This is a genomic window from Fibrobacter sp., assembly GCA_024399065.1.
Taxonomy (GTDB): Bacteria; Fibrobacterota; Fibrobacteria; order Fibrobacterales; family Fibrobacteraceae; genus Fibrobacter.
Window position 1 is genome coordinate 1 of the sequence record JAKSIB010000036.1, and the last position, 18,580, is coordinate 18,580.

Sequence of the window (18,580 nt, forward strand, 5' to 3'; positions counted from 1 at the left end):
CTCCGTGCTGATGACGACCACTGGAAGGAAATCCTCGACAACCACGACTGGATGGTCGATACCGACGAATTCCTCGCTTGGTTGAAGAAGACCGGCTCCAACGCTATGTTCACCGTGAACTTCGGTTCCGGCACCGAACAGGAAGCTGCTGCATGGGTTAAGCATACCAACATCGACAAGAAGGCCGGCATCCTTTACTGGGAAATCGGTAACGAAGTCTACGGTAACTGGCATCCGTACTATGAAAAGTATGGTAAGGACGGCGGTACCATCTATGGTAAGCGTGCTCGCAAGTTCATCGAAGCTATGAAGAAGGTTGACCCGACCATTAAGGTTGCTGTGCTCGGCGTTCTCGATGGCGAATGGAACGACAACGTTCTCCGTGAAACTGGCGACATTGCCGACGGTATCATTGTTCACCACTATCCGCAGCACTACGGTGAAGAAAACGACTTCGCTATGCTCTCCGCTCCGCAGGACCTCGTTCCTATCTACAGCCGTCTCCACAAGATGGTTGACAAGTGGACCAAGCATTTCAATAAGGACAAGAAGTTCGAACTCTGGCTCACCGAATGGAACTCTGTTGACTTCAACCCGGGTCCGCAGACCATCGCTCTCGAAAACGGTTTGTTCGTTGCTGATTACCTCGCTATGCTCGCAACTGAAAATGTTGACAACGCACAGTACTGGGATATCCATAACGACATCACTCCGGAAGGCGGTGACTACGGTTACCTGACCCGTTCTGCAGAAGAATGCATGAACTGCCCGCGTCCCAGCTACTGGGCATTCCAGATGGCTTCTGACGCTCTCCGCGGTAAGCTCCTCAAGACCACCATCTCTGGTGACAAGGAATCTCTCCTCACCACTTACTACACTGAAAATGGTAAGAAGAAGAGCCTCCTCGTGATCAACAAGAGCCCCTACAGCGATTACGAATTGAAGCTTGATATTCCGGGCTTCAAGGGCAAGGCTAAGATGCAGACTTTGGACAAGACCTCCGAAAAGCTGAAGGCTGGCTTCGAAAACGATCCGGCTAAGAAGGCTAAGTCTGTTGATCTGTCCAAGCCGGTCAAGGTCGGCAAGCGTACCGTCAACCTCATCGTTGTCGAATAATAACGCGAATGTCATTCTGGAACCCCGTCAGGGGCGATAGAATCCATTAAAAGAATCCCGCTGAGTTAACTCTCGGCGGGGTTCTTTTTTTATCAAAAAATGCATCATTGCTCTTTTTTTTTCTTACATCACGTTTTTTTTGTTGCACAATGGTAAACTTTTTTATAATTTTGGCTCGGGTTAAACGAATGTGATGCTTATCACGTTTGTAGATTAGGAGGTTTAAGCTTGTTTTCGCCATTTGGGCAACAAGGTTTTCTTCCTTAAATTTTGGTGTTTGTTCGGATTTTGGCATGCCTCGGATAGGGACGCCTGTTTGTTGTATGCATAAAATTTTGACGCTAGGCTTATCGGGTTGTTAGGGGGTCCGGTTAGGAGTGTTGGTTAGGAGACCACAAAAAGCGGCGTAGCCTTTGGGGGCTGCGTCGTCTTTTGTTATAATTTGAATGGTTTGTGTTAGGGAAAGTTTATGTCCAAGAAAAACAAGAATGATATTCCTTGTGTTGAGGAATCATTTGACGAAATGAATCCCGTCGGTCCGTTCAAGTGTCGCCATTGCGGAGAAAAGAGCGAATATTCCTACGACAAAACCTCCAGTATGTATGGCAGCCCTTTGGTTGTCTGTTCCCAATGCAAAAGTGAACAGCTTGTCCTTGGACGTATAGAGCCTGCTTTGTATGATAAGTTTCGTTACATAACAAACTATAAGGTTCACGGCTTGGTTCTATTGTTTTCGTTGTTGGGTGGCGTGGCCGCGTATTTTCTGTATCGCAAGGTTCCTGGTTACGATGACCTTGCTGTGTGGATCATATGCTGTATTCCAACACTGTTTTCTTTTGCGGTGTTGTCGTTGCTTGATGTTTGGAAGAGTGAAAAAAAGAGAGGGGCGGTGACCATTCTTAAAAAATCTCAGGCACGCATGAAGAATCCAGACTATGTGAGAATGCTGCTGGACTTGGGTCATGAAGTTCCACGAAAACTCTGGCCAAAGGATTACAAACCCAAGCCCATATTCAAAAAGCAGAAGCCAACGTTTGTGAAGCAATAAAAAAAGACCTCACTTTCGTGAGGTCTTTTTAATTGTTTGGATCCTATCGGTCGCGCTGCTCCCTCCAGGATGACGATTGAGGACGCCGATCAGGATGACGTTGGCGAAGCCTAAGGTTTCTAACCTCGAGCCTCAAGCCTCGTGCCTCGAGCCTACTTCTCCAACTTGAAGAACACAGCGCCCAGGGGTGGAACCTGTACGTTCATGCTCTGAGCGCGGTTCTGCCACGGGATCTGTTCGGTCTGGACTTCGCCGCAGTTGCCCACGTTGGAGCCACCGTAGATGCTTGCGTCGGTGTTGAAGATTTCCTTCCACTTACCGGCGGTAGGTGCACCCAGGCGGTAGTCGTTGCGGACCACCGGAGTGAAGTTGAATACGCAGAGGATTTCGTTGCCGTGGTCATCCTTACGGACAAAGCTTACGATGGAGTTGTCGGCGTCATCGCACCAGATCCATTCGAAACCGGTATGGTAATGGTCAATTTCCCAGAAGGGGGCGTTGTCCTTGTAGATGTGGTTCAAGTCCTTCATCATGGCGAGGATCTTGCCGTGGCTATCCCAGCTGACCAGGTGCCAGTCCAGGGAGCGCTTTTCGCACCATTCACGGAACTGACCGAATTCGTTGCCCATGAAGTTCAGCTTCTTGCCCGGATGTGCGTACTGGAAGGCGTAGGTCAAACGGAGGTTTGCAAACTTCTGCCAGTTGTCGCCAGGCATCTTGCCCAGCATGGAACCCTTGCCGTGAACAACTTCGTCGTGGCTGAACACCTGGATGAAGTTTTCGGAGTAGGCGTACACCATGCTGAAGGTGAGGCTGTTGTGGTGATACTTACGATGAATGGGCTCGTGCTGGATGTAGCTGAGGAAGTCGTTCATCCAACCCATGTTCCACTTGTAGTGGAAGCCCAGGCCGCCCTGTTCTGGCGGACGGGTGATGCTGGGGAAGCTGGTGGATTCTTCGGCAATGAGGATGCCGTGGGGAGCCAGGCGGCCCATCACAGAATTCAGGTGCTTCAGGAATTCAAGAGTTTCGTAGTTGATGTTGCCGCCGTCCTTGTTGGGAACCCATTCGCCGGGGCCCTTACCGTAGTCAAGGTACAGCATACTTGCAACGGCGTCGACGCGGAGGCCGTCGCAGTGGAATTCCTTGAGCCAGTACATTGCATTTGCAATGAGGAAGTTCTTGACTTCGTTGCGGCCCAGGTTAAAGATGTAGGTGCCCCAGTGGGGGTGTTCGCCCTGGCGGGGGTCTGCGTGTTCATAGCAGGCGGTACCGTCGAAGCGGCCAAGGGCGTGGGCGTCCTTGGGGAAGTGTGCGGGAACCCAGTCGATGATCACGCCGATTTCGTTCTGGTGGCAAAGGTCCACGAACTTGCGGAACTGGTCGGGAGTGCCGTAGCGGCTGGTGGGGGAGTAGTAACCGGTGACCTGGTAACCCCAGGATTCGTCCAGCGGGTGTTCGGCCAGAGGCAGGAATTCCACGTGGGTGTAGCCCATTTCCTTCAGGTAAGGAATGAGGGTTTCTGCCAGTTCTTCCCAGTTCAAGAAACGGTCCGGATCTGCGGGGTCGCGGCGCCAGGAGCCGGCGTGGACTTCGTAGATGTTCATGGGGCTGCCAAACACCTTGGTTGCGGTGTGGGTCCACATGTACAGGTCGTCGCCCCATTCGTAACCATCCAGGTGGGTGGTGATGGAGGCTGTTGCCGGGCGCACTTCAGAAAGCTTTGCCAGCGGGTCCACCTTTACGTGGAGGTTGCCATCGGCGCCGTGGATTTCGAAGCGGTAAAGTTCGCCTTCGCCCAGGTTCGGGATAAAGATTTCCCAAATGCCGCTGGAGCCAAGCATGCGCATCTGGTGGCGGCGGCCGTCCCAGCTGTTGAAGTTACCGATGACGGATACGGCCTGTGCGTTAGGAGCCCATACGGCGAAGTGGATGCCCTTGAAGCCCTGGTGTTCCACCAGGTTGGCGCCCAGCTTGCGGTAAAGTTCGTAATGGGTGCCGCTGGCAATCAGGTGACGGTCAAAGTCAGAAAGCACCGGCAGGAATGCATAGGGGTCGGTAACGGTGTATTCGTTGCCATCGCCCTGACGAATGTTCAGGTTGTAGAAGAACGGTTCGTATTCCTTGTCCAGGATTGCTTCGAAGAAACCGGTGTCGCCAATCTTAACAAAGTCAAATTCAAATTCACCGTCGCAGGATTCACCGGTGATATAGGAAGCCTGGGGCTGGTAGGTGCGGATAACGGTCTTAACGCCCTTGTCCGTGTTCAGCGGATGAATACCTAGGATCGAAAACGGATCCTTGGTGCCGAAATTCCAAATAGCCTGCATGTCTTCCGACGTCAAACTGGTAAAATCATTCCATTCCATAATAAAACTCCTGGGCGAAACTCGGTCTACCAAATAGGCTGGTTTTACCCATATATTCTTTTGTAAATATAAGTAAAACTATTTTTTTGTGCGAAAAATTCTAAAAAAATAAATCAAAAAAATGACTCTTTGTCATTTGCCTCGTACCTGGAACCTGGAGCCTGGAGCCTTGATCCTGGCGCCTCGAACCTGACCTTAATTACTATCTTTTTTTTCGTATGAATAAGCGTGTTTTGACTATCCAGGATATTTCTTGTTTTGGCCAGTGTTCCTCCACGGTTGCTTTGCCTATTGTTTCCGCTTGCGGTATCGAATGTGCTGTACTTCCGTCGGCTGTGCTCTCCACCCATACAGGCCGTTTTAAGGGTTATACTTTTAGGGATTTGACCGACGACCTGTTGCCGATCCGTGATCATTGGGTAAAGGAAGGAATCAAGTTCGATGCCTTCTATACAGGCTATCTTGGAAGCGTTCGCCAGGTGGATATTGTCCGTGAGATTATGGCAACCACCGGCAATGAAGGCGCGCTCCGTATTATTGATCCGGTTCTCGCAGATGCGGGTAAGCTTTATGCCGGTTTCGACCTGAATTTCGTGGAAGCCATGAAGCGCCTCTGTGGTGAGGCCGATGTCCTTTTGCCCAATATTTCCGAGGCTAGCTACCTGACCGGTTTGCCCTATACCGAAGAATACGACCGTGCCTATATTGCAGAACTGTGCAAGCGTTTGTGCGCCCTGGGAACCAAGTGCGTCGTCATGACTGGCATTGGTTTCCGTGATGGTTATACGGGCATTGCTGTTTACGAAGACGGCGAACTGAAGCACTACGAACATAAGAAGGTTTCCATGTGGTGCCACGGGACGGGCGATATCTATGCATCTGCCATCACGGGCTGCCTAATGAGAGGGAAGACCATCATGGAAGCCGTAAAGATTGCAGCCGACTTCACCTTGAAGGCCATCGAAAATACAGTAGACGTCGCCGACGAGCATTGGTATGGCGTTCGATTTGAAACCGCCCTGCCCACGCTGGTAAATTCCTTGACTGAGTAGAAACGATAATCGTCATCCTGAGCAACGCGAAGGATCCACTGCGAGGAAATATGGAAATACTGATGAATGAAAACGTGAACCCTGAACATCATGAACAGATTTTCAAGGTCACTCCCGAAATGATCGACGACAACCACCATTTCAACAACGTGTGGTCCGTCAAGTGGATCCAGGATATCGCCATTGCCCATTCCGAAAAGTGTGGCGGAACCGCCTACATGCGCGAACTTGGTGCCGGCTGGATGGTCCATACCCAGCATGTGGAATACAAGAACCAGGCTTTCCTCGATGATGAAATCAAGGGAATCACCTGGGTGGATTCCTGCAGCCGTGTGGTATCTGTTCGTCGTAGCCGTTTTGAACGTGTTTCCGACGGCAAGGTAATTTTTGAATCTGAAACCCATTGGGTGCTGGTGGATATGAAACGTGGCCGCCCCTTGGCCATTCCCGACAAGATGAAAGCACTGTACGGTGTGTAACGTCATCCTGAGCGAAGCGAAGGATCCAGTGAATTTTAAGACCCTCAGTGAAAAAGCTTTTTTTATAATTTTGATATATGTCTAGCATTATTGAATACAAGGGCAAAAAGCCCATCCTTGGCGAACGTGTGTTTGTTGCCGAAGGTGCCCGCCTCATTGGTGATGTGGAAATCGGTGACGATTCCTCCGTGTTCTACAATGCGGTAATTCGTGCTGACTTGGCTGAAATCCGTATTGGCAAGCGAACCAATATTCAGGACAACGTATCGGTACATTTGGCGACGGATGCCGGCGTTCATATTGGTGACGATGTGACCATTGGCCATAATGCCGTGGTTCATGCCTGCGATATTGAAGACAATGTCTTGATCGGTATGGGTGCAATCGTTATGGACGGAGCACTCATTCGCAAGAATTCTGTGGTGGCCGCAGGTGCCTTGGTGCCCCAGGGCAAGGAATATCCCGAGGGAAGCCTCATTGTTGGCACTCCCGCCAGGGTTGCCCGCCAACTTACCGACGAAGAAATTCGTAAATTTCATGAAGGTGTGCTGCACTACATTGAAATCAAGGATGAACTCCTAAGTGTATAAATTTGTTTTTCTCATAAACCCCATTAGCGGTGGAGCCCAAGGCAAGGTGATTTACCAGTTCTTGCCCGAGATCATGGCGTCGCTTAATTACAGCGATGACCAGTGGAAGGCTGAATTCACCGTTCACGAGGGAATGGAAGAACAAATTCGTGGTGCTTTGGCCAGTACCGAAACCCTAATCGCCGTAGGTGGCGACGGGACTGTTTCTGCTGTACTTTGCCAGTTGATGAATTCTGAATATGCCAAGTCCGTAAAGATTGGCCTGATTCCCTTGGGAACCGGTAACGATTTGGCCCGTGTTTTGAACTTGTACAAACCTTATGTGGATAAGGGGTTGCTGTTCCTGGTGCGTCGCTTGTTGCAGGCGGAGGCCCGCCCCTTTGACATCTGGAAGGTAAACGACAAGATTGCCTTTGCCAACTATTTCTCCGGCGGTATCGACGCTCGAATCGCTCATGACTTTAACCGCGCCCGCTCTGAAGGCAAGTTTAAGTCCAGCTCTGTGGTGGCAAATAAGGTTCAGTACGTCAAGAGCTTTTTTGCAGATCGTAAATACAAACTGATGCCGTCTAAGGTTTCTTATGTGAGCCGCCACGGCGACACCCGCCATCTGGATATTTCCGGATACCGCACCGTGATTGTGGGCAACATTCCCAGCTTTGCAAGCGGAACAAATCCTTTCTACAAGTCAGACATGGCCGATGGCCTGCTGGAGGTGGTTTGCGTTCGCAACTTGGCCCAGTTCCTGCTGGCATTTGCCCTAGGCACCGTGCCTGTGCTTGGAACTTTGGTGAAACGCTGGTGCCTCAGAACCCATAAGGTAAAGTCCCTGAATTTTGAATTTTCGGATAACGAATTTCTGCAGCTTGATGGTGAAGACCTGAGTGGAAAGGTTGGAAACCAGGTGAAGATTGATTACGCTTGCAGAGTCCAGATTCTTGCCCTGGGGGAATGATGCATTCCGTTAAATTGCAAGAAATATTGCAAGAATGTGCGCAAGGAAATGTCATCCAGAGCCCTGCCGCTTCCGTCATTCTGAGTCCCGAAGGGATGAAGAATCCAGTGCTTTCCGGTTTTGCTTCTTTAGAAAAGGCTGGTCCTACAGACGTCAGCTTTTGGACCGGTAACCTCAAGAGCATTACTGGTGCAAACGGATTTTCTGCCGCAGATTTGGCAGAATGTGAAGCCGGTGTTTTGTATTTCCCTGCAGAAATGGTAAAGGACGGGAATGTGGATGAAATCCGCAAGATTTTCCCGAAAGTAAGGAACCTCGTGCCGGTGGAAAATCCTTACCATGCCATGGTCTGCTTTCTGGAAAAGTACGGTTCCCGTCTGGTGGAAATGCCTCGGGACGCCTCGGACATTCCGGTTGCGCAGATTGATCCCTCTGCAGAAATTGGCCCCGGCTGTGTGGTAATGCCCGGCGCCGTAATTGGTGCCCGCTGCCGCCTGGAAGCAAACGTAGTGATTTACCCCAACGTTGTGGTGGGGGAGGGCTGCATTTTTCAGGCAGGCGTTGTTGTGGGTAGCCGCGGTTTTGGTTTTTACGAATATCAGGGCAAGCGCCGTATGGTTCCGCACCTGGCTGGGGTCCGTATCGGCAATAACTGCAGCTTTGGCGCAAATACTGTTGTGGCCGCAGGTTTTATTTCGCCTACCACCATCGGGAACGATTGCCATTTGGATGCCATGGTGCAAATCGGACACAACTGCGTTCTAGGCAATAACATTTACATGGCCGCACAAACTGCATTAGGCGGCACCACCATCGTGGAAGATGACGTGAACATCGCTGGCGGCGCAAAGGCTGCAGGCCACCTCACCATCGGTCGCGGCGCCATCGTCACCGCAAAAGCCGGCGTCACCAAGAGCGTTCCCGCAGGCCGCACCGTAGCAGGATTCCCCGCCATCGACGCTGACGTATGGCGCAGGCAAATGGTGGAACTCCGCATGATGGCAAAAAAGCATTTGAAAAAGTAAAAACGCATTGGGGGTGGGGCTTCTCAAGTCTATTTTATCATCTCCAATAATTGCTCTTTCGTCAAAAACTCTAAAACAGAAAAAGCCGTCAGTTGCTTGCCCAAGTCGTTGATGGACGCACCTACATGATAGACTGTTTCATCTACGATGATAAAACGGTCGTGTACATCACGAATATTCAGGACCTGTACGGTGGGGTTTTGACGGTTTAATAGATTCTCTTCTTCTTTCATTGTGCGGGTGACTCGTGCAGAATAGACAAATCCCTTTACTCCTGCAGACTTTTTTGCCAGGAGTCGTAGAGTCCTGTCGTCTGCATAGGGATCGATGATAATGATTTCCTGTTTTGCTGAACGGACGAGCTGGGCTGCGAATTCGTAGCCGCTCCACCAGGATTTCGCAGGAATTGCGCCTTCTGTGGGAGGCGTGCTTAGCTTGACAAAGAAATCTACTTGCTTTTCGAGAGCATCAAGCCGATTGTCATGAGATTGTAGATGGTTCTCGTGATTGACTAGCTGCTGGTCAATGCGTTGCTCGGAAAGCATCAAGCGCTGGTTTATACTGTAGCCTTTGAGAAGGTGGTCCTTAAGGACTTGGTTTGCCCAGCGACGAAAAAGGGTTGCATTTTTGCTATTTACCCTATATCCGACGGATAATATCGCATCAAGATTGTAGTATTTCGTTTCGTAAACCTGTTGGCTTGCGTTACCCATATGTTCCAAAACGGAACATGTGCTATGTTCATCTAGTTCCTGAGATGCGTAGATGTTTTTTAAGTGTTTTGTAATTGCGGGTCGTTTTGTGCCAAATAGCTCTGCAATTTGAGCCTGCGTCAGCCAGACGGTTTCGTTTTCGAGACGGACTTCAAGATGCAACTCGCCATCGGTGTGGTAGGCGATGATTTCACCTTTTTCGGGCGTTTTTTCCAGTTGATTTTCCATCGGATACTCCGAGGAACGCATTTCCCATGATGCGAGGAAACTCGCGGGCCCCTGTCGGGGGATGTATAAAAGGTCGGTGTTTCCGACTGATGGAAATGTACTAAAAGGCGGATGTCAAATGGTGACATTTTACGAATTGTTTGGAAATAATTATTTTTGATGGGTAGTTTAGGAGGTTTTATGAAATTCTTGGGAATGTTTGCAAAGGGTTTGACTTTTGCTGCTGTGGCTGGCTTGATGTTTGTTGGCTGCGGTAGCGAAGGTGGAACGAGTGCTAATGACGATGAATATTCCAGTAGCTCTGCAAAGGTGTCGTCTTCAAGTCATTGCGAGGAGTGCAGCGACGAAGCAATCGAAAGCAGTTCCTCCTCTAGCGCAAAGTCCAGTTCGTCATCCTGGAGCAGCGAAGCTGCGATAGGATCCAGCTCTTCTTCAACGCAGAAGTCGAGTTCTTCGATTGCCACGAACTCTTCGAGTTCTCGCAATGACAATAGCGGCTCTTCTAGCTCCGCCAAGAGTAGCAGCTCTGTGAAGATTTCCAGCAGTAGCGAATATGTGCCCTTTGATCATATTCTGCCGTTGGGATATATGTGGCAGGATGGTGCTTATAAACGATTTACCGATGAACGAAATGGCCGCAGCTATTACTACATCACTATTGAAGGTAAAACACCAGGTGGCGTTGATGCTTCTGTAACTATCATGGCTGAAAACCTGAATATCGGTACCATGGTTAATGGTGAAAACGACCAGAACGATGACGATGTCATCGAACGTTATTGCTACAACAACGACACTACCAAATGCGACGAATTTGGCGGACTTTACCAGTGGGCCGAAATGATGGCCTTGCCCAGTCGCTGCAATACTGAAAGCTGCGCAGATTTGATTGAAAATAAACATCAGGGAATCTGCCCCGATGGTTGGCGTTTAATGACTTATAGGGATTTCTACATCGCTTGGCATGCCAAAACTAATACAGATGGTATTGCTGGTGTTCGCTCTAGCTGGGGGTTCACAGGCTCAAATGAATCCGGACTTTCCCTTACCGGTGCTGGTATTAGAAAAAATGGAGCTTTTAATAAATTGAAAGAATTCGTGTCATGGTATTATCCCACGGAATATTCTGAAGATGCAACCAAAGCCCTTTATGAATATGTTTCAACAACGGATCATTCTCCTACAGGAAAAGGCAGAGACGTAAAAACCTATGGTGTTTCCGTCCGTTGTGTAAAGGTGGAAAACGCCGCTGAATAATAATTTCCCTCTTGTCATCTTTTGACAACTAGACTTTTGTAGTTTTATTCCTGACAGACAAAGGTTGGGGTCGAAAGACCCAACAAGCCGTATTTACTTATATCGAATCCGTTAAGGATCCTTATGGGTAATGCGGCTTTTTTTATATCCGAACAAAAATAAATATTCAATAAATTTGTTGATTTATAATAAAATTTCTTGAATGCAGAAAAAGAAAAACTATATTCATGTATGAAGTTTAACGATATCTGTAGGTATGCTATTCAAAGAGGTTGGGTTCTAAAAAGAATCACAGGTTCTCATCATCAGTTCGTGAAGCCTGGACATAGAACCGTTCCCATCCAGAAACATTCTAAAGAGATTGTCGGGGACTATTTGAAACGAATCTTGAAACAGTTGGATCAATAGGGGCATTAAATGATTTACGCTTGTAAAATAGAGAAGGATAAGGACATGGGTTACGTTGCCAGTTTTCCGGACCTTCCCAATGTAAATGCTTTTGGGGCTTCTATAGGTGAAGCCTTGGCTATGGCAAAGGAAGCCATGGATGGTGCTTTTGAATGTGATTTGGATTTGGGGTTGACCTTTGTTTATCCAAAGACTGAACCCAATGAAAAGAAGGGCTTGTATGCGGTCGAGTTGTCGCCGAAGATAGAGGTCGCTTACAAAATCTTTGAAGCACGTCGTGGTCAGACCAAGACTCAGGTTGCAAAGAAGGCTGGTATATCTCCTCAAGCTTATCAACGCTTTGAAACGCCGAAAGGATCTCCATCGGTGGAAACGCTTTATAAAATTGCTGCAGCCCTTGGAAAGAGGTTGGAAATTAATTTTGTTTAGATAAAAAACTATCTTTGCTCTTAAGTTATGACTAACGCTCAGCATTTTGAATTTGAATCTCCGTCCTTGAGTTATAAGAATGCCAAGGTAACGGTGGATGTTCTGGAAAGAGATCCCACCCACAAGCCTCGCGTGGTTTGGAGTGTGGATGGTCGCGAAGTTTACCGCACAGATCTCTGCAAGATTTTTTCTGACCTGAAGTTTAGCGCTGCCCGTACGGCGATTTATTCCTACGACGATGAAAGTCGTGCCCATGCGGTGGGGCTGAATGCTGGCGCTATTGCCAGCCCGGAACATTTGGCTCCCGTATTCTTGATGTGGCCTGGCCGCAGGTTTAACGTGAACTTGGTTCGCGCTGGTCAGAACGTCGCGGAAGTTCCCCTGATGGATGGCTCTGCAGCGCCCTTCTTCTATGGCTTGCGTCGTGCTGCCGGTGAACCTGAAGAAATTGTTTTCTATGACGCTCCCGTGAAGGCTGAGTGGGATTTGACTACCGTCGGCGATAATTCCCGCACTTTTGGCCATGTCCGCATTACCCCGGCTGAAACTTTTGAAGTGGAATATGTGGTGGACCGCAGCAAGGCTCGTGGCGATTCCTGCGACTTGCTGTCCGCCGCTTCCGTTTCCATCTATTCCCCGGAAAACCTGTTCCAGATTTTCATGGCCCGCACGTTCATTTCTGCAGAAGAATTTGAACAAGCTAAGGTGGCCGGATTGCTGGGCGGGGTAGATGAATCCTGCGGAATGTTGCTGAATTCCCTGGACGGGGCTGCAACATCCAAGGATTTTCGTGTGGCAAACGAACCTGCCATGCATAAAATACTAGATTTAATTGGCGATATCACATTTATCTGTCCGGCTCTTCCCAGAGTCAGAATCGAAATCACTAATGGTGGGCATGTTTCTCACCGACAAATCATGGAGAGGTTAATTCCCTATGTCTCTGCTGGACTCTTTGAAAAAATCTGATAAAGAAGGCGTTCTCTACGGCGAAGATGTTTGCCACGAAGTTCTTCCCCAGAAGTTCCCCTTTGCTTTCGTTGACGAAATCCTGGAACTGAACGTTGGTGATGGCACTGCTGAAAATCCGCCTTCTCTGGTGGGCCGTATGCACGTTACTGGCGAACAGGATTTCTTCAAGGGTCATTTCCCTGGCAATCCGGTGATGCCCGGCGTCATCCAGATTGAATCCATGGCTCAGGCTGCAACTCTTCTGACCATGATCGCTATGGAAGAAAAGACTGTTGGCAAGCGCCCGGCTTTCATGGGTGTGGAAAACTGCCGCTTCCGCAAGGCTGTGATTCCTCCCACCGACATCATCCTGAAGGTTCGTTTGACCGACCTCCGCATGGCTCGCCGCGGCATCTTCAAGTATGCCGGCCAGGTGTTCATCGGTGAAGAACTCGTCACCGAAGCTGAATTCAGCGCCGCAATGGTTTAGTGGCTTGCCTTGCAAGGGGAATTATGCCCACGTAAGCACTAAAGTGCTAAGTGGTCAAAGTGCTTCGTAGGAATGCCGTCATCCTGAAGGGCGTAGCCCTGAAGGATCCAGTGCATAAACAAGAAAAAGGATTGTCATCAATTGACAGTCCTTTTTTTGTAGTTTCTTTTTTATGGAGAAACATAGCTATACATACATTCTTTTTAGTCAACGCAATGGAACTCTATATATTGGTGTTACCAATGATCTGAAACGCAGAGTTTCTGAACACAAAAGTAAGGCAATTCCGGGCTTTACTCAGAAGTATGGAGTTGATAAACTTGGATATTTCGAAGAGTATAATGATATCCGCTTTGCAATAGAACGGGAAAAAGTGCTGAAAGGATGGAGAAGGGATCGCAAGATAAAATTGCTGGAAAGCGTGAATCCAACATGGAAGGATTTGTATTTTGATTTGTTTTAGGTTCGTCATGGATTCTTCGAGCCATGGGCTCTCAGAATGACGATGCAAGAAAAAGGCCTGCTTAAAAGCAGGTCTTTTTCGTTTTTACGTTTCCGGATCCAGTTCGCCGCGGATGATTTCCACTTCGCCGTGGTTCACCAGGCTGATGATGTTGGTGGGGCGGATTTCGATGGGACCGCAGTCCACCATCATGTCTACGGAGTGTTCGAAGGTTTTCCAGAGATCATCAGGTTCGTAGATGTCCTCGTCGCTGAGCTTTGCGGCGGTGCTGAGGATGGGCTTGTCAAAATGCTGGAACAGTTCCTTGAAGAAGGGGTGGGTTGGCATTCTGACGCCGATTTCGGGACGCTTCACGTCCAGACGGCGAGCGATGTGGGGGTCTGCCGGGAGAATGAAGGTGAATGGGCCGGGAACGCGGGGCTTCATGATGTTGAAGGCGAAGTTATCCACGCGGGCGTAGTCGGTAGCGGAGCGAATGTCCGGAATGATGAGGGCCATGAAGAACTTCTTCATGGGCTTCTTCAGGGCATAGAGCTTGTGGATGGCCTTGGGGGATTCTGCGTTACAGCCGATGGCATAGCCGGATTCGGTGGGATACAGAACAAGACCGTCGTCTTCCAGGGCGGCGGCGGCAAGCTTTACGATACGGGCCTGCGGGTTTAATGGATGAACTTCAAATCGCATAGCATGAATTTAACCAAAATTTGGCGTTTTGTTCAGCCTGACTTGCAAAAATATAGTCCTATGTGGATGGATTCTTCGGGGCTTGCGAGTTCTCCTGAATGATGTCTTTCAGCATTGCGGAATGACTTGGGTTCCTTCAAAGGCGTTCTTAATGTGGGTGAATTGCAGGGGCTGCTGGTAGACGCGGGCGCTGAGCACATCAAAACGGCAAGGCTGGTCAAAACCTTTCGGAGCCGCCGCGATATTTCCTTGGATGAAATGGCATGCGGTACGCCAGATTTTTTGCTGTTTGATTCGGTTCACTCGAGCTGCAGGGTTTCCCTGCTGGTTGTTCCAGACGGACTTGACTTCCACAAATACGATGGTCTCACCGTCCTTGGCGACGATGTCCAGTTCACCACCGCGGTAAGCGTAGTTTCTCGCTAAAATTTCATAGCCAAGGCGACGTAAGTAGGCTGCGGCGTGAGTCTCGATAAAATTGCCCTTGGGCCTGTTCTGCATTTTAGTTTGTCCTGCAAAATTTACTTTGTCCATATTATTCCTCCGATGGTAAAAAAAGAAAAAAGTTCTCCGCGATAACGGAAAACTTTTTCATATAAAAAATATTTAGATCCTATCGGTCGCGAAGCTCCCTCCAGGATGACATCTTATGTTACGGAAGTTCCATGCCCAGCAATCGGATTTCTGAAATGGCGAAATCATCGTTTTCTGCTTCGTAGACTCCGTCAAGGTAAATCTTAAGTTCCGTGGTTTCCATGGCCTGGATCGGCGGATACTGCATGCCCTTGATGTTTTCAAGCTTTACCTTCTGTTTAAAGCCGTCCTTGGTTTCGATGGTGAGTACCTTAGGCTTCTTGAAGATGCGGAAGCGGTCGCCGAAGGCGTCGTCCACAGAGCGCTGGTAACCGATGGCGATACCGAAGTGGGTCACCACGGCGTTGCCGTCGAAGTACAAGGTCAGAACCGGGTTCTGGGGCTTCTGGGGCATAGTGTAGAGCCATGCGGTTTTCAAGTCGTTGTCGTTCAGGTTGGAAAGCGGGTAACCCTTGGTCATGTCCACTTCCAGAGCCTTGGTTTCGTAATTGCCAAGAGCCTCGGCCCATTCCAGTTGGCGCAAGGTGCTTTCTGGTTTGTGGGTCAGCATGAGCAAAATCAGGAGCATGATGATCAGCGGGAAGATGAACACGGCGAGAGCAGTGAGCTTTTTCTGGAGGAGCTTTGCCTTCGGGGTAATCTTGGTGGCCATGTCCGTAATGGAGGCGGTGTGGCGGCGCAAGGTCGAAGTGACGCGGGGAGACTGGTGGGTGTCCTTGTCGTTGGGGAACACCTGGTCGCATGCGTCTAAAAATTCCTGCATGTCGTGGAAGCGTTCGTTGAGCTTCTTCTTGAGGCACTTGAGGATCAATGCGGAAAGTCCCGGCGGCATATCCTTGCGGAAAAGTTCCGGTGCAGGAGGCTGTTCCTGAACGTGCTTCAGTGCGATTTCCACAGGGCGGTTGCCTTCGAAGGGGAGGCGGCCGCAGGTCATTTCGTACAAGATCACGCCCATGCTGTAAATGTCGGACTGCAGGGTGACGCTATCGCCGTGGCACTGTTCCGGACTCATGTATTCCGGAGTACCCATGGTCATGCCGGTGCGGGTGAGGCGTTCCTTTTCAAGTTCACGGATGTAGGAAATGCCGAAGTCCATCACGTACACACGGTTGTCGTGGGTGAGCATGATGTTGGACGGCTTCACGTCGCGGTGAACGATGCCCTTGCTGTGGGCGTAGAGAAGACCTCGTGCAATCTGACGGATAATGACGTCGATGGCTTCAAAGGAGAGCTGTTCCTTGTTGCGCAGAATTTCGGAAAGGTTGGTGCCCTGAACGTAGGTCATGGCGATGAACAACTGGTTTTCCTGCTGACCAAAGTCGAACACATGAACGATGTTCTGGTGGTCCAATTCCTTCATTGCCTGGGCTTCGAGATAGAAACGCTGGATAGCTTCCTGGTCGGAAGAGGAATCCAAAATCTTGAAGGCGACTTCACGTTTCAGCTTTTTGTCCAGGGCCTTGTAGACATTGCCCATACCACCCTTGCCCAGGGTGCCAAGAAGATCGTAGTTTGCGTTAAACGGACGAGGAAAAATTTCTGGTTTCTGCGGTGCGATCATTTTGCTTTTTTGGAACAGTGAATCTTAATTACCATCACAATATAACAACCTAATGCGATAGCGAGTGCGGCCAGGATGTTTTCAATGGGGTCTTGGCGCTCAAGTAACAGATTTAAAAGGGAATTCTGGTTGTAACGGGACCAAATCACGTTGGAAAGGCCGCGTCCGATGGGAAGCATCTGGTCCAGCGGTACCAAGGCTCCGGCTAAAGCCACCTGAGGAATAATCAGGAGCGGGAGCAAAGCGTTTGCCTGGCCTGCGTTCTTGGAGAAAGCGCTGACGGTAAGGCCCACGGTAACCGGCGGGATAATCATGGCGGCCACCACCAGCAGGAGCTGGGCGGGGGAGGCGTGAACCTGGGTGCGGATGCTGACAAACAGGTAGACGATTAAAGTCTGGAGCCACGCCACCAAAGTGGGCAGGAACAGTTTTGCGGTAACGGTGGTAAGTACAGAAACGCCTTTGCGGAATTCGCCTCGGAGGATTTCCTTTTCCTGGACGATTTCTCGAATGGAAAGGGATAGGGCCAACCAGTTGGCGGAAAGGATAACGGCAAAGGCCACGATCCAAAGGGAGGTGAGACTGGAGAAAATCTGGGAGAACAAGAAGCCGATTACGAGAGGCTGGATCAGCAGGGCGATAAACTTGCCCTTGTCTCGGAACCACTGTTTTGCGGTGAGTGCCACCTTGTAGAAGAACATGGAGGAAAGGTTTGTTTTCGGGAAACAGAAATTGACCTTGTCCTTGTTTTCTTTAAGTGTGGGGCTGACCTGGGTGGCCATGGTTTCCTGGACTTTCTTTTCTTCGAAAGTTTTTTTCCAGTGGAGGGAAGTTTCGTCGTTGAGACTGGCGAGAATTTTTTCTGGGTCGCGGGTCTCGAAGTAGCGGTAAGATTCCTCGGGGCTTCCGAAGAAGCCTTGTTCACCTTGGTGAAGGACCAGAACCTTGTTTGCAATTTCCAGAGCTTCGTAGCTGTGGGTGGTCAAGATGATGGTGTGGCCAAGGAAGGAAAGCTGCTTGAGGTGGGAGCAGAGGATCTTGGAGTTGAACGGGTCCAGGCCGGACAGCGGTTCGTCCAGGATGATAAGGCCTGGGTTCCCCATGAGTTCGCGGGCGAGGGCGGCGCGGCGGGATTCGCCGCCGCTGAGCGTTTTGACGGCGTTGTCCATGCGGTCGCTCAGCCCGAAAAGTTCGCAGAACTTTTCAAGCCGCCCTTGGGCGTTCTGCTTGAAGTCCTGCTTGTTCATGGAGACGCGTCCACCGTCCAGAAGGGTTTCGCGGACGGTCAAGTCCTTACGCAGTTCCGGGTCCTGCTCTAGGAATGCAATATGCTTGCGGATTTCCGCATTCCTGTAATCCAGGGAACCGATGCGGACCTCGGAACTTTCACCGCTCCTGTGAATGCCTTGCAGCAGGCGGAGTAACGTAGACTTGCCCTGGCCGGATCGTCCGATGATGGCGAGAATTTCACCCGCCTGCAAATTGAAGTTCACGTCGTGAAGCAACTGCTTCTTGCCGGCGAAAACATCCAGATTCTTCACGCAGACATCGAACCCGTGGGGACGATTCCTGCAAACTAAAGACGCCCCGTCGAATTCCATTTCGCAGCTGGGTAAACGCAATACTTCGCCTTGTGCAAGCTTGGTCTGCTTGATGCTTTTGCCCTGAGCGTTGGTCAACGCTTCCTTAAACTTCAAGGCGGCGCAGTTCCCGTTGCAGTTTCCTGCGACTTTCTGTCCTGCGCAAATCTTTGCTTCAACGCCTTTGGGGATGTCCACTTCATCAGTTTCGATGGCTGTCCATTTTTCTGTCAGCGCCTTGGTAACGGAAATTTCCTGGTCCGCAGATTCCATCAGCAACAGGGAAAGCTTGCTTCCCTTGAAGGCAACCTTCAGCTGGAGCGGCCCCACCTGAATTACGTCACCGTCCGCAATTTCAGCAGGCTTGCCTACGGAATCTTCCGTTTTAGGATCAACGTTTTTTCCGTTGACTTGTGTGACGCTGTTTTTGGTAAGGTTCGTCAGAAACCATTTCTCGTTGACACGTTCCAATACGGCATGATACCTGGACACCATCAGGTTGTCCAGAACCAGGCTGTTGTCCGACTTGCGGCCTATGGTAAAAGGCTTGTCAGACTCTACGTTTACCAGTCGAAATGATTGCATATT

The 18,580-nt window shown here is 49.8% G+C and carries 18 protein-coding genes and 2 pseudogenes; 13 read left to right on the forward strand and 7 right to left on the reverse strand.

Annotated elements, in window-relative coordinates; translation table 11 throughout:
• Positions 1 to 1,116 (forward strand): carbohydrate-binding protein (locus MJZ25_13625; protein MCQ2125215.1); only part of this gene is annotated, 1,116 nt, incomplete at its 5' end.
• A 46-nt stretch (positions 1,117 to 1,162) separates the two neighbouring features.
• Here MJZ25_13625 and MJZ25_13630 read toward each other — a convergent pair.
• Complete coding sequence (locus tag MJZ25_13630) at positions 1,163 to 1,411, reverse strand: hypothetical protein (GenBank protein ID MCQ2125216.1); 249 nt, start codon at positions 1,409 to 1,411, stop codon at positions 1,163 to 1,165.
• Between the two features lie 174 nt (positions 1,412 to 1,585).
• Between MJZ25_13630 and MJZ25_13635 the strand changes: the two genes are divergently transcribed.
• Positions 1,586 to 2,164 (forward strand): hypothetical protein, encoded by a 579-nt coding sequence (locus tag MJZ25_13635; GenBank protein MCQ2125217.1) that lies wholly within the window; start codon positions 1,586 to 1,588, stop codon positions 2,162 to 2,164.
• 152 nt (positions 2,165 to 2,316) lie between these two features.
• Here MJZ25_13635 and glgB read toward each other — a convergent pair whose 3' ends face one another.
• Positions 2,317 to 4,533: a 1,4-alpha-glucan branching protein GlgB gene (gene glgB, locus MJZ25_13640; GenBank protein ID MCQ2125218.1), complete on the reverse strand. Its 2,217-nt coding sequence runs from the start codon at positions 4,531 to 4,533 to the stop codon at positions 2,317 to 2,319.
• 218 nt (positions 4,534 to 4,751) lie between these two features.
• Between glgB and MJZ25_13645 the strand changes: the two genes are divergently transcribed.
• From MJZ25_13645 to MJZ25_13670, 6 genes and pseudogenes are all read left to right on the forward strand, one after another.
• Positions 4,752 to 5,585: a pyridoxamine kinase gene (locus MJZ25_13645; protein ID MCQ2125219.1), complete on the forward strand. Its 834-nt coding sequence runs from the start codon at positions 4,752 to 4,754 to the stop codon at positions 5,583 to 5,585.
• 50 nt (positions 5,586 to 5,635) lie between these two features.
• Positions 5,636 to 6,064, forward strand: coding sequence for an acyl-CoA thioesterase (locus MJZ25_13650; protein ID MCQ2125220.1), 429 nt, complete (start codon positions 5,636 to 5,638; stop codon positions 6,062 to 6,064).
• Between the two features lie 77 nt (positions 6,065 to 6,141).
• The gene (locus tag MJZ25_13655) at positions 6,142 to 6,654 is read left to right on the forward strand and encodes a gamma carbonic anhydrase family protein (GenBank protein ID MCQ2125221.1); all 513 of its coding nucleotides are present in this window, start codon (positions 6,142 to 6,144) and stop codon (positions 6,652 to 6,654) included.
• Positions 6,647 to 7,609, forward strand: coding sequence for a diacylglycerol kinase (locus tag MJZ25_13660; GenBank protein ID MCQ2125222.1), 963 nt, complete (start codon positions 6,647 to 6,649; stop codon positions 7,607 to 7,609). Before MJZ25_13655 ends, MJZ25_13660 begins: the two co-directional genes overlap by 8 nt.
• A gap of 461 nt (positions 7,610 to 8,070) precedes the next feature.
• A pseudogene (locus tag MJZ25_13665) lies at positions 8,071 to 8,360 on the forward strand (UDP-3-O-(3-hydroxymyristoyl)glucosamine N-acyltransferase).
• A gap of 112 nt (positions 8,361 to 8,472) precedes the next feature.
• Positions 8,473 to 8,634 (forward strand): annotated as a pseudogene (locus MJZ25_13670) (UDP-3-O-(3-hydroxymyristoyl)glucosamine N-acyltransferase).
• A 29-nt stretch (positions 8,635 to 8,663) separates the two neighbouring features.
• Here the strand turns inward: MJZ25_13670 and MJZ25_13675 are convergent.
• The gene (locus MJZ25_13675; GenBank protein ID MCQ2125223.1) at positions 8,664 to 9,575 is read right to left on the reverse strand and encodes a virulence RhuM family protein; all 912 of its coding nucleotides are present in this window, start codon (positions 9,573 to 9,575) and stop codon (positions 8,664 to 8,666) included.
• Between the two features lie 180 nt (positions 9,576 to 9,755).
• On the opposite strand from MJZ25_13675, the gene MJZ25_13680 reads away from it, so the two are divergent.
• The 5 genes from MJZ25_13680 (at position 9,756) to MJZ25_13700 (ending at position 13,573) form a co-directional block, all read left to right on the forward strand.
• Positions 9,756 to 10,832, forward strand: coding sequence for a hypothetical protein (locus MJZ25_13680; protein MCQ2125224.1), 1,077 nt, complete (start codon positions 9,756 to 9,758; stop codon positions 10,830 to 10,832).
• A gap of 417 nt (positions 10,833 to 11,249) precedes the next feature.
• Positions 11,250 to 11,669: a type II toxin-antitoxin system HicB family antitoxin gene (locus MJZ25_13685; GenBank protein MCQ2125225.1), complete on the forward strand. Its 420-nt coding sequence runs from the start codon at positions 11,250 to 11,252 to the stop codon at positions 11,667 to 11,669.
• Positions 11,670 to 11,696: 27 nt separating this feature from the next.
• The gene (locus MJZ25_13690; GenBank protein ID MCQ2125226.1) at positions 11,697 to 12,638 is read left to right on the forward strand and encodes a UDP-3-O-acyl-N-acetylglucosamine deacetylase; all 942 of its coding nucleotides are present in this window, start codon (positions 11,697 to 11,699) and stop codon (positions 12,636 to 12,638) included.
• Positions 12,607 to 13,110, forward strand: coding sequence for a beta-hydroxyacyl-ACP dehydratase (locus tag MJZ25_13695; protein MCQ2125227.1), 504 nt, complete (start codon positions 12,607 to 12,609; stop codon positions 13,108 to 13,110). The genes MJZ25_13690 and MJZ25_13695 overlap by 32 nt, the downstream gene beginning before the upstream one ends.
• Before the next feature lie 172 nt (positions 13,111 to 13,282).
• Positions 13,283 to 13,573, forward strand: a complete 291-nt coding sequence (locus MJZ25_13700; protein MCQ2125228.1) for a GIY-YIG nuclease family protein — start codon at positions 13,283 to 13,285, stop codon at positions 13,571 to 13,573.
• Positions 13,574 to 13,657: 84 nt separating this feature from the next.
• Here MJZ25_13700 and MJZ25_13705 read toward each other — a convergent pair whose 3' ends face one another.
• From MJZ25_13705 to MJZ25_13720, 4 genes are all read right to left on the reverse strand, one after another.
• A complete protein-coding gene (locus tag MJZ25_13705; GenBank protein MCQ2125229.1) occupies positions 13,658 to 14,257 on the reverse strand; it encodes a threonylcarbamoyl-AMP synthase in 600 nt (199 codons plus the stop codon).
• Positions 14,258 to 14,365: 108 nt separating this feature from the next.
• Positions 14,366 to 14,791, reverse strand: coding sequence for a YraN family protein (locus MJZ25_13710; protein MCQ2125230.1), 426 nt, complete (start codon positions 14,789 to 14,791; stop codon positions 14,366 to 14,368).
• Between the two features lie 118 nt (positions 14,792 to 14,909).
• A complete protein-coding gene (locus MJZ25_13715) occupies positions 14,910 to 16,412 on the reverse strand; it encodes a serine/threonine protein kinase (GenBank protein ID MCQ2125231.1) in 1,503 nt (500 codons plus the stop codon).
• The gene (locus MJZ25_13720; protein MCQ2125232.1) at positions 16,409 to 18,577 is read right to left on the reverse strand and encodes an ATP-binding cassette domain-containing protein; all 2,169 of its coding nucleotides are present in this window, start codon (positions 18,575 to 18,577) and stop codon (positions 16,409 to 16,411) included. The genes MJZ25_13715 and MJZ25_13720 overlap by 4 nt, the downstream gene beginning before the upstream one ends.
• Positions 18,578 to 18,580 lie beyond the last annotated feature (3 nt).

What these genes read in the sequence shown, in the direction of transcription:
- MJZ25_13715 (MCQ2125231.1), bottom strand. Translation starts at nt 16,412, where the DNA reads ATGATCGCACCGCAGAAACCAGAAATTTTTCCTCGTCCGTTTAACGCA.
- MJZ25_13680 (MCQ2125224.1), top strand. Translation starts at nt 9,756, where the DNA reads ATGAAATTCTTGGGAATGTTTGCAAAGGGTTTGACTTTTGCTGCTGTG.
- MJZ25_13705 (MCQ2125229.1), bottom strand. Translation starts at nt 14,257, where the DNA reads ATGCGATTTGAAGTTCATCCATTAAACCCGCAGGCCCGTATCGTAAAG.
- MJZ25_13675 (MCQ2125223.1), bottom strand. Translation starts at nt 9,575, where the DNA reads ATGGAAAATCAACTGGAAAAAACGCCCGAAAAAGGTGAAATCATCGCC.
- MJZ25_13630 (MCQ2125216.1), bottom strand. Translation starts at nt 1,411, where the DNA reads ATGCCAAAATCCGAACAAACACCAAAATTTAAGGAAGAAAACCTTGTT.
- MJZ25_13695 (MCQ2125227.1), top strand. Translation starts at nt 12,607, where the DNA reads ATGTCTCTGCTGGACTCTTTGAAAAAATCTGATAAAGAAGGCGTTCTC.
- MJZ25_13700 (MCQ2125228.1), top strand. Translation starts at nt 13,283, where the DNA reads ATGGAGAAACATAGCTATACATACATTCTTTTTAGTCAACGCAATGGA.
- MJZ25_13685 (MCQ2125225.1), top strand. Translation starts at nt 11,250, where the DNA reads ATGATTTACGCTTGTAAAATAGAGAAGGATAAGGACATGGGTTACGTT.
- glgB (MCQ2125218.1), bottom strand. Translation starts at nt 4,533, where the DNA reads ATGGAATGGAATGATTTTACCAGTTTGACGTCGGAAGACATGCAGGCT.
- MJZ25_13650 (MCQ2125220.1), top strand. Translation starts at nt 5,636, where the DNA reads ATGGAAATACTGATGAATGAAAACGTGAACCCTGAACATCATGAACAG.
- MJZ25_13635 (MCQ2125217.1), top strand. Translation starts at nt 1,586, where the DNA reads ATGTCCAAGAAAAACAAGAATGATATTCCTTGTGTTGAGGAATCATTT.
- MJZ25_13655 (MCQ2125221.1), top strand. Translation starts at nt 6,142, where the DNA reads ATGTCTAGCATTATTGAATACAAGGGCAAAAAGCCCATCCTTGGCGAA.
- MJZ25_13645 (MCQ2125219.1), top strand. Translation starts at nt 4,752, where the DNA reads ATGAATAAGCGTGTTTTGACTATCCAGGATATTTCTTGTTTTGGCCAG.
- MJZ25_13690 (MCQ2125226.1), top strand. Translation starts at nt 11,697, where the DNA reads ATGACTAACGCTCAGCATTTTGAATTTGAATCTCCGTCCTTGAGTTAT.
- MJZ25_13720 (MCQ2125232.1), bottom strand. Translation starts at nt 18,577, where the DNA reads ATGCAATCATTTCGACTGGTAAACGTAGAGTCTGACAAGCCTTTTACC.
- MJZ25_13710 (MCQ2125230.1), bottom strand. Translation starts at nt 14,791, where the DNA reads ATGGACAAAGTAAATTTTGCAGGACAAACTAAAATGCAGAACAGGCCC.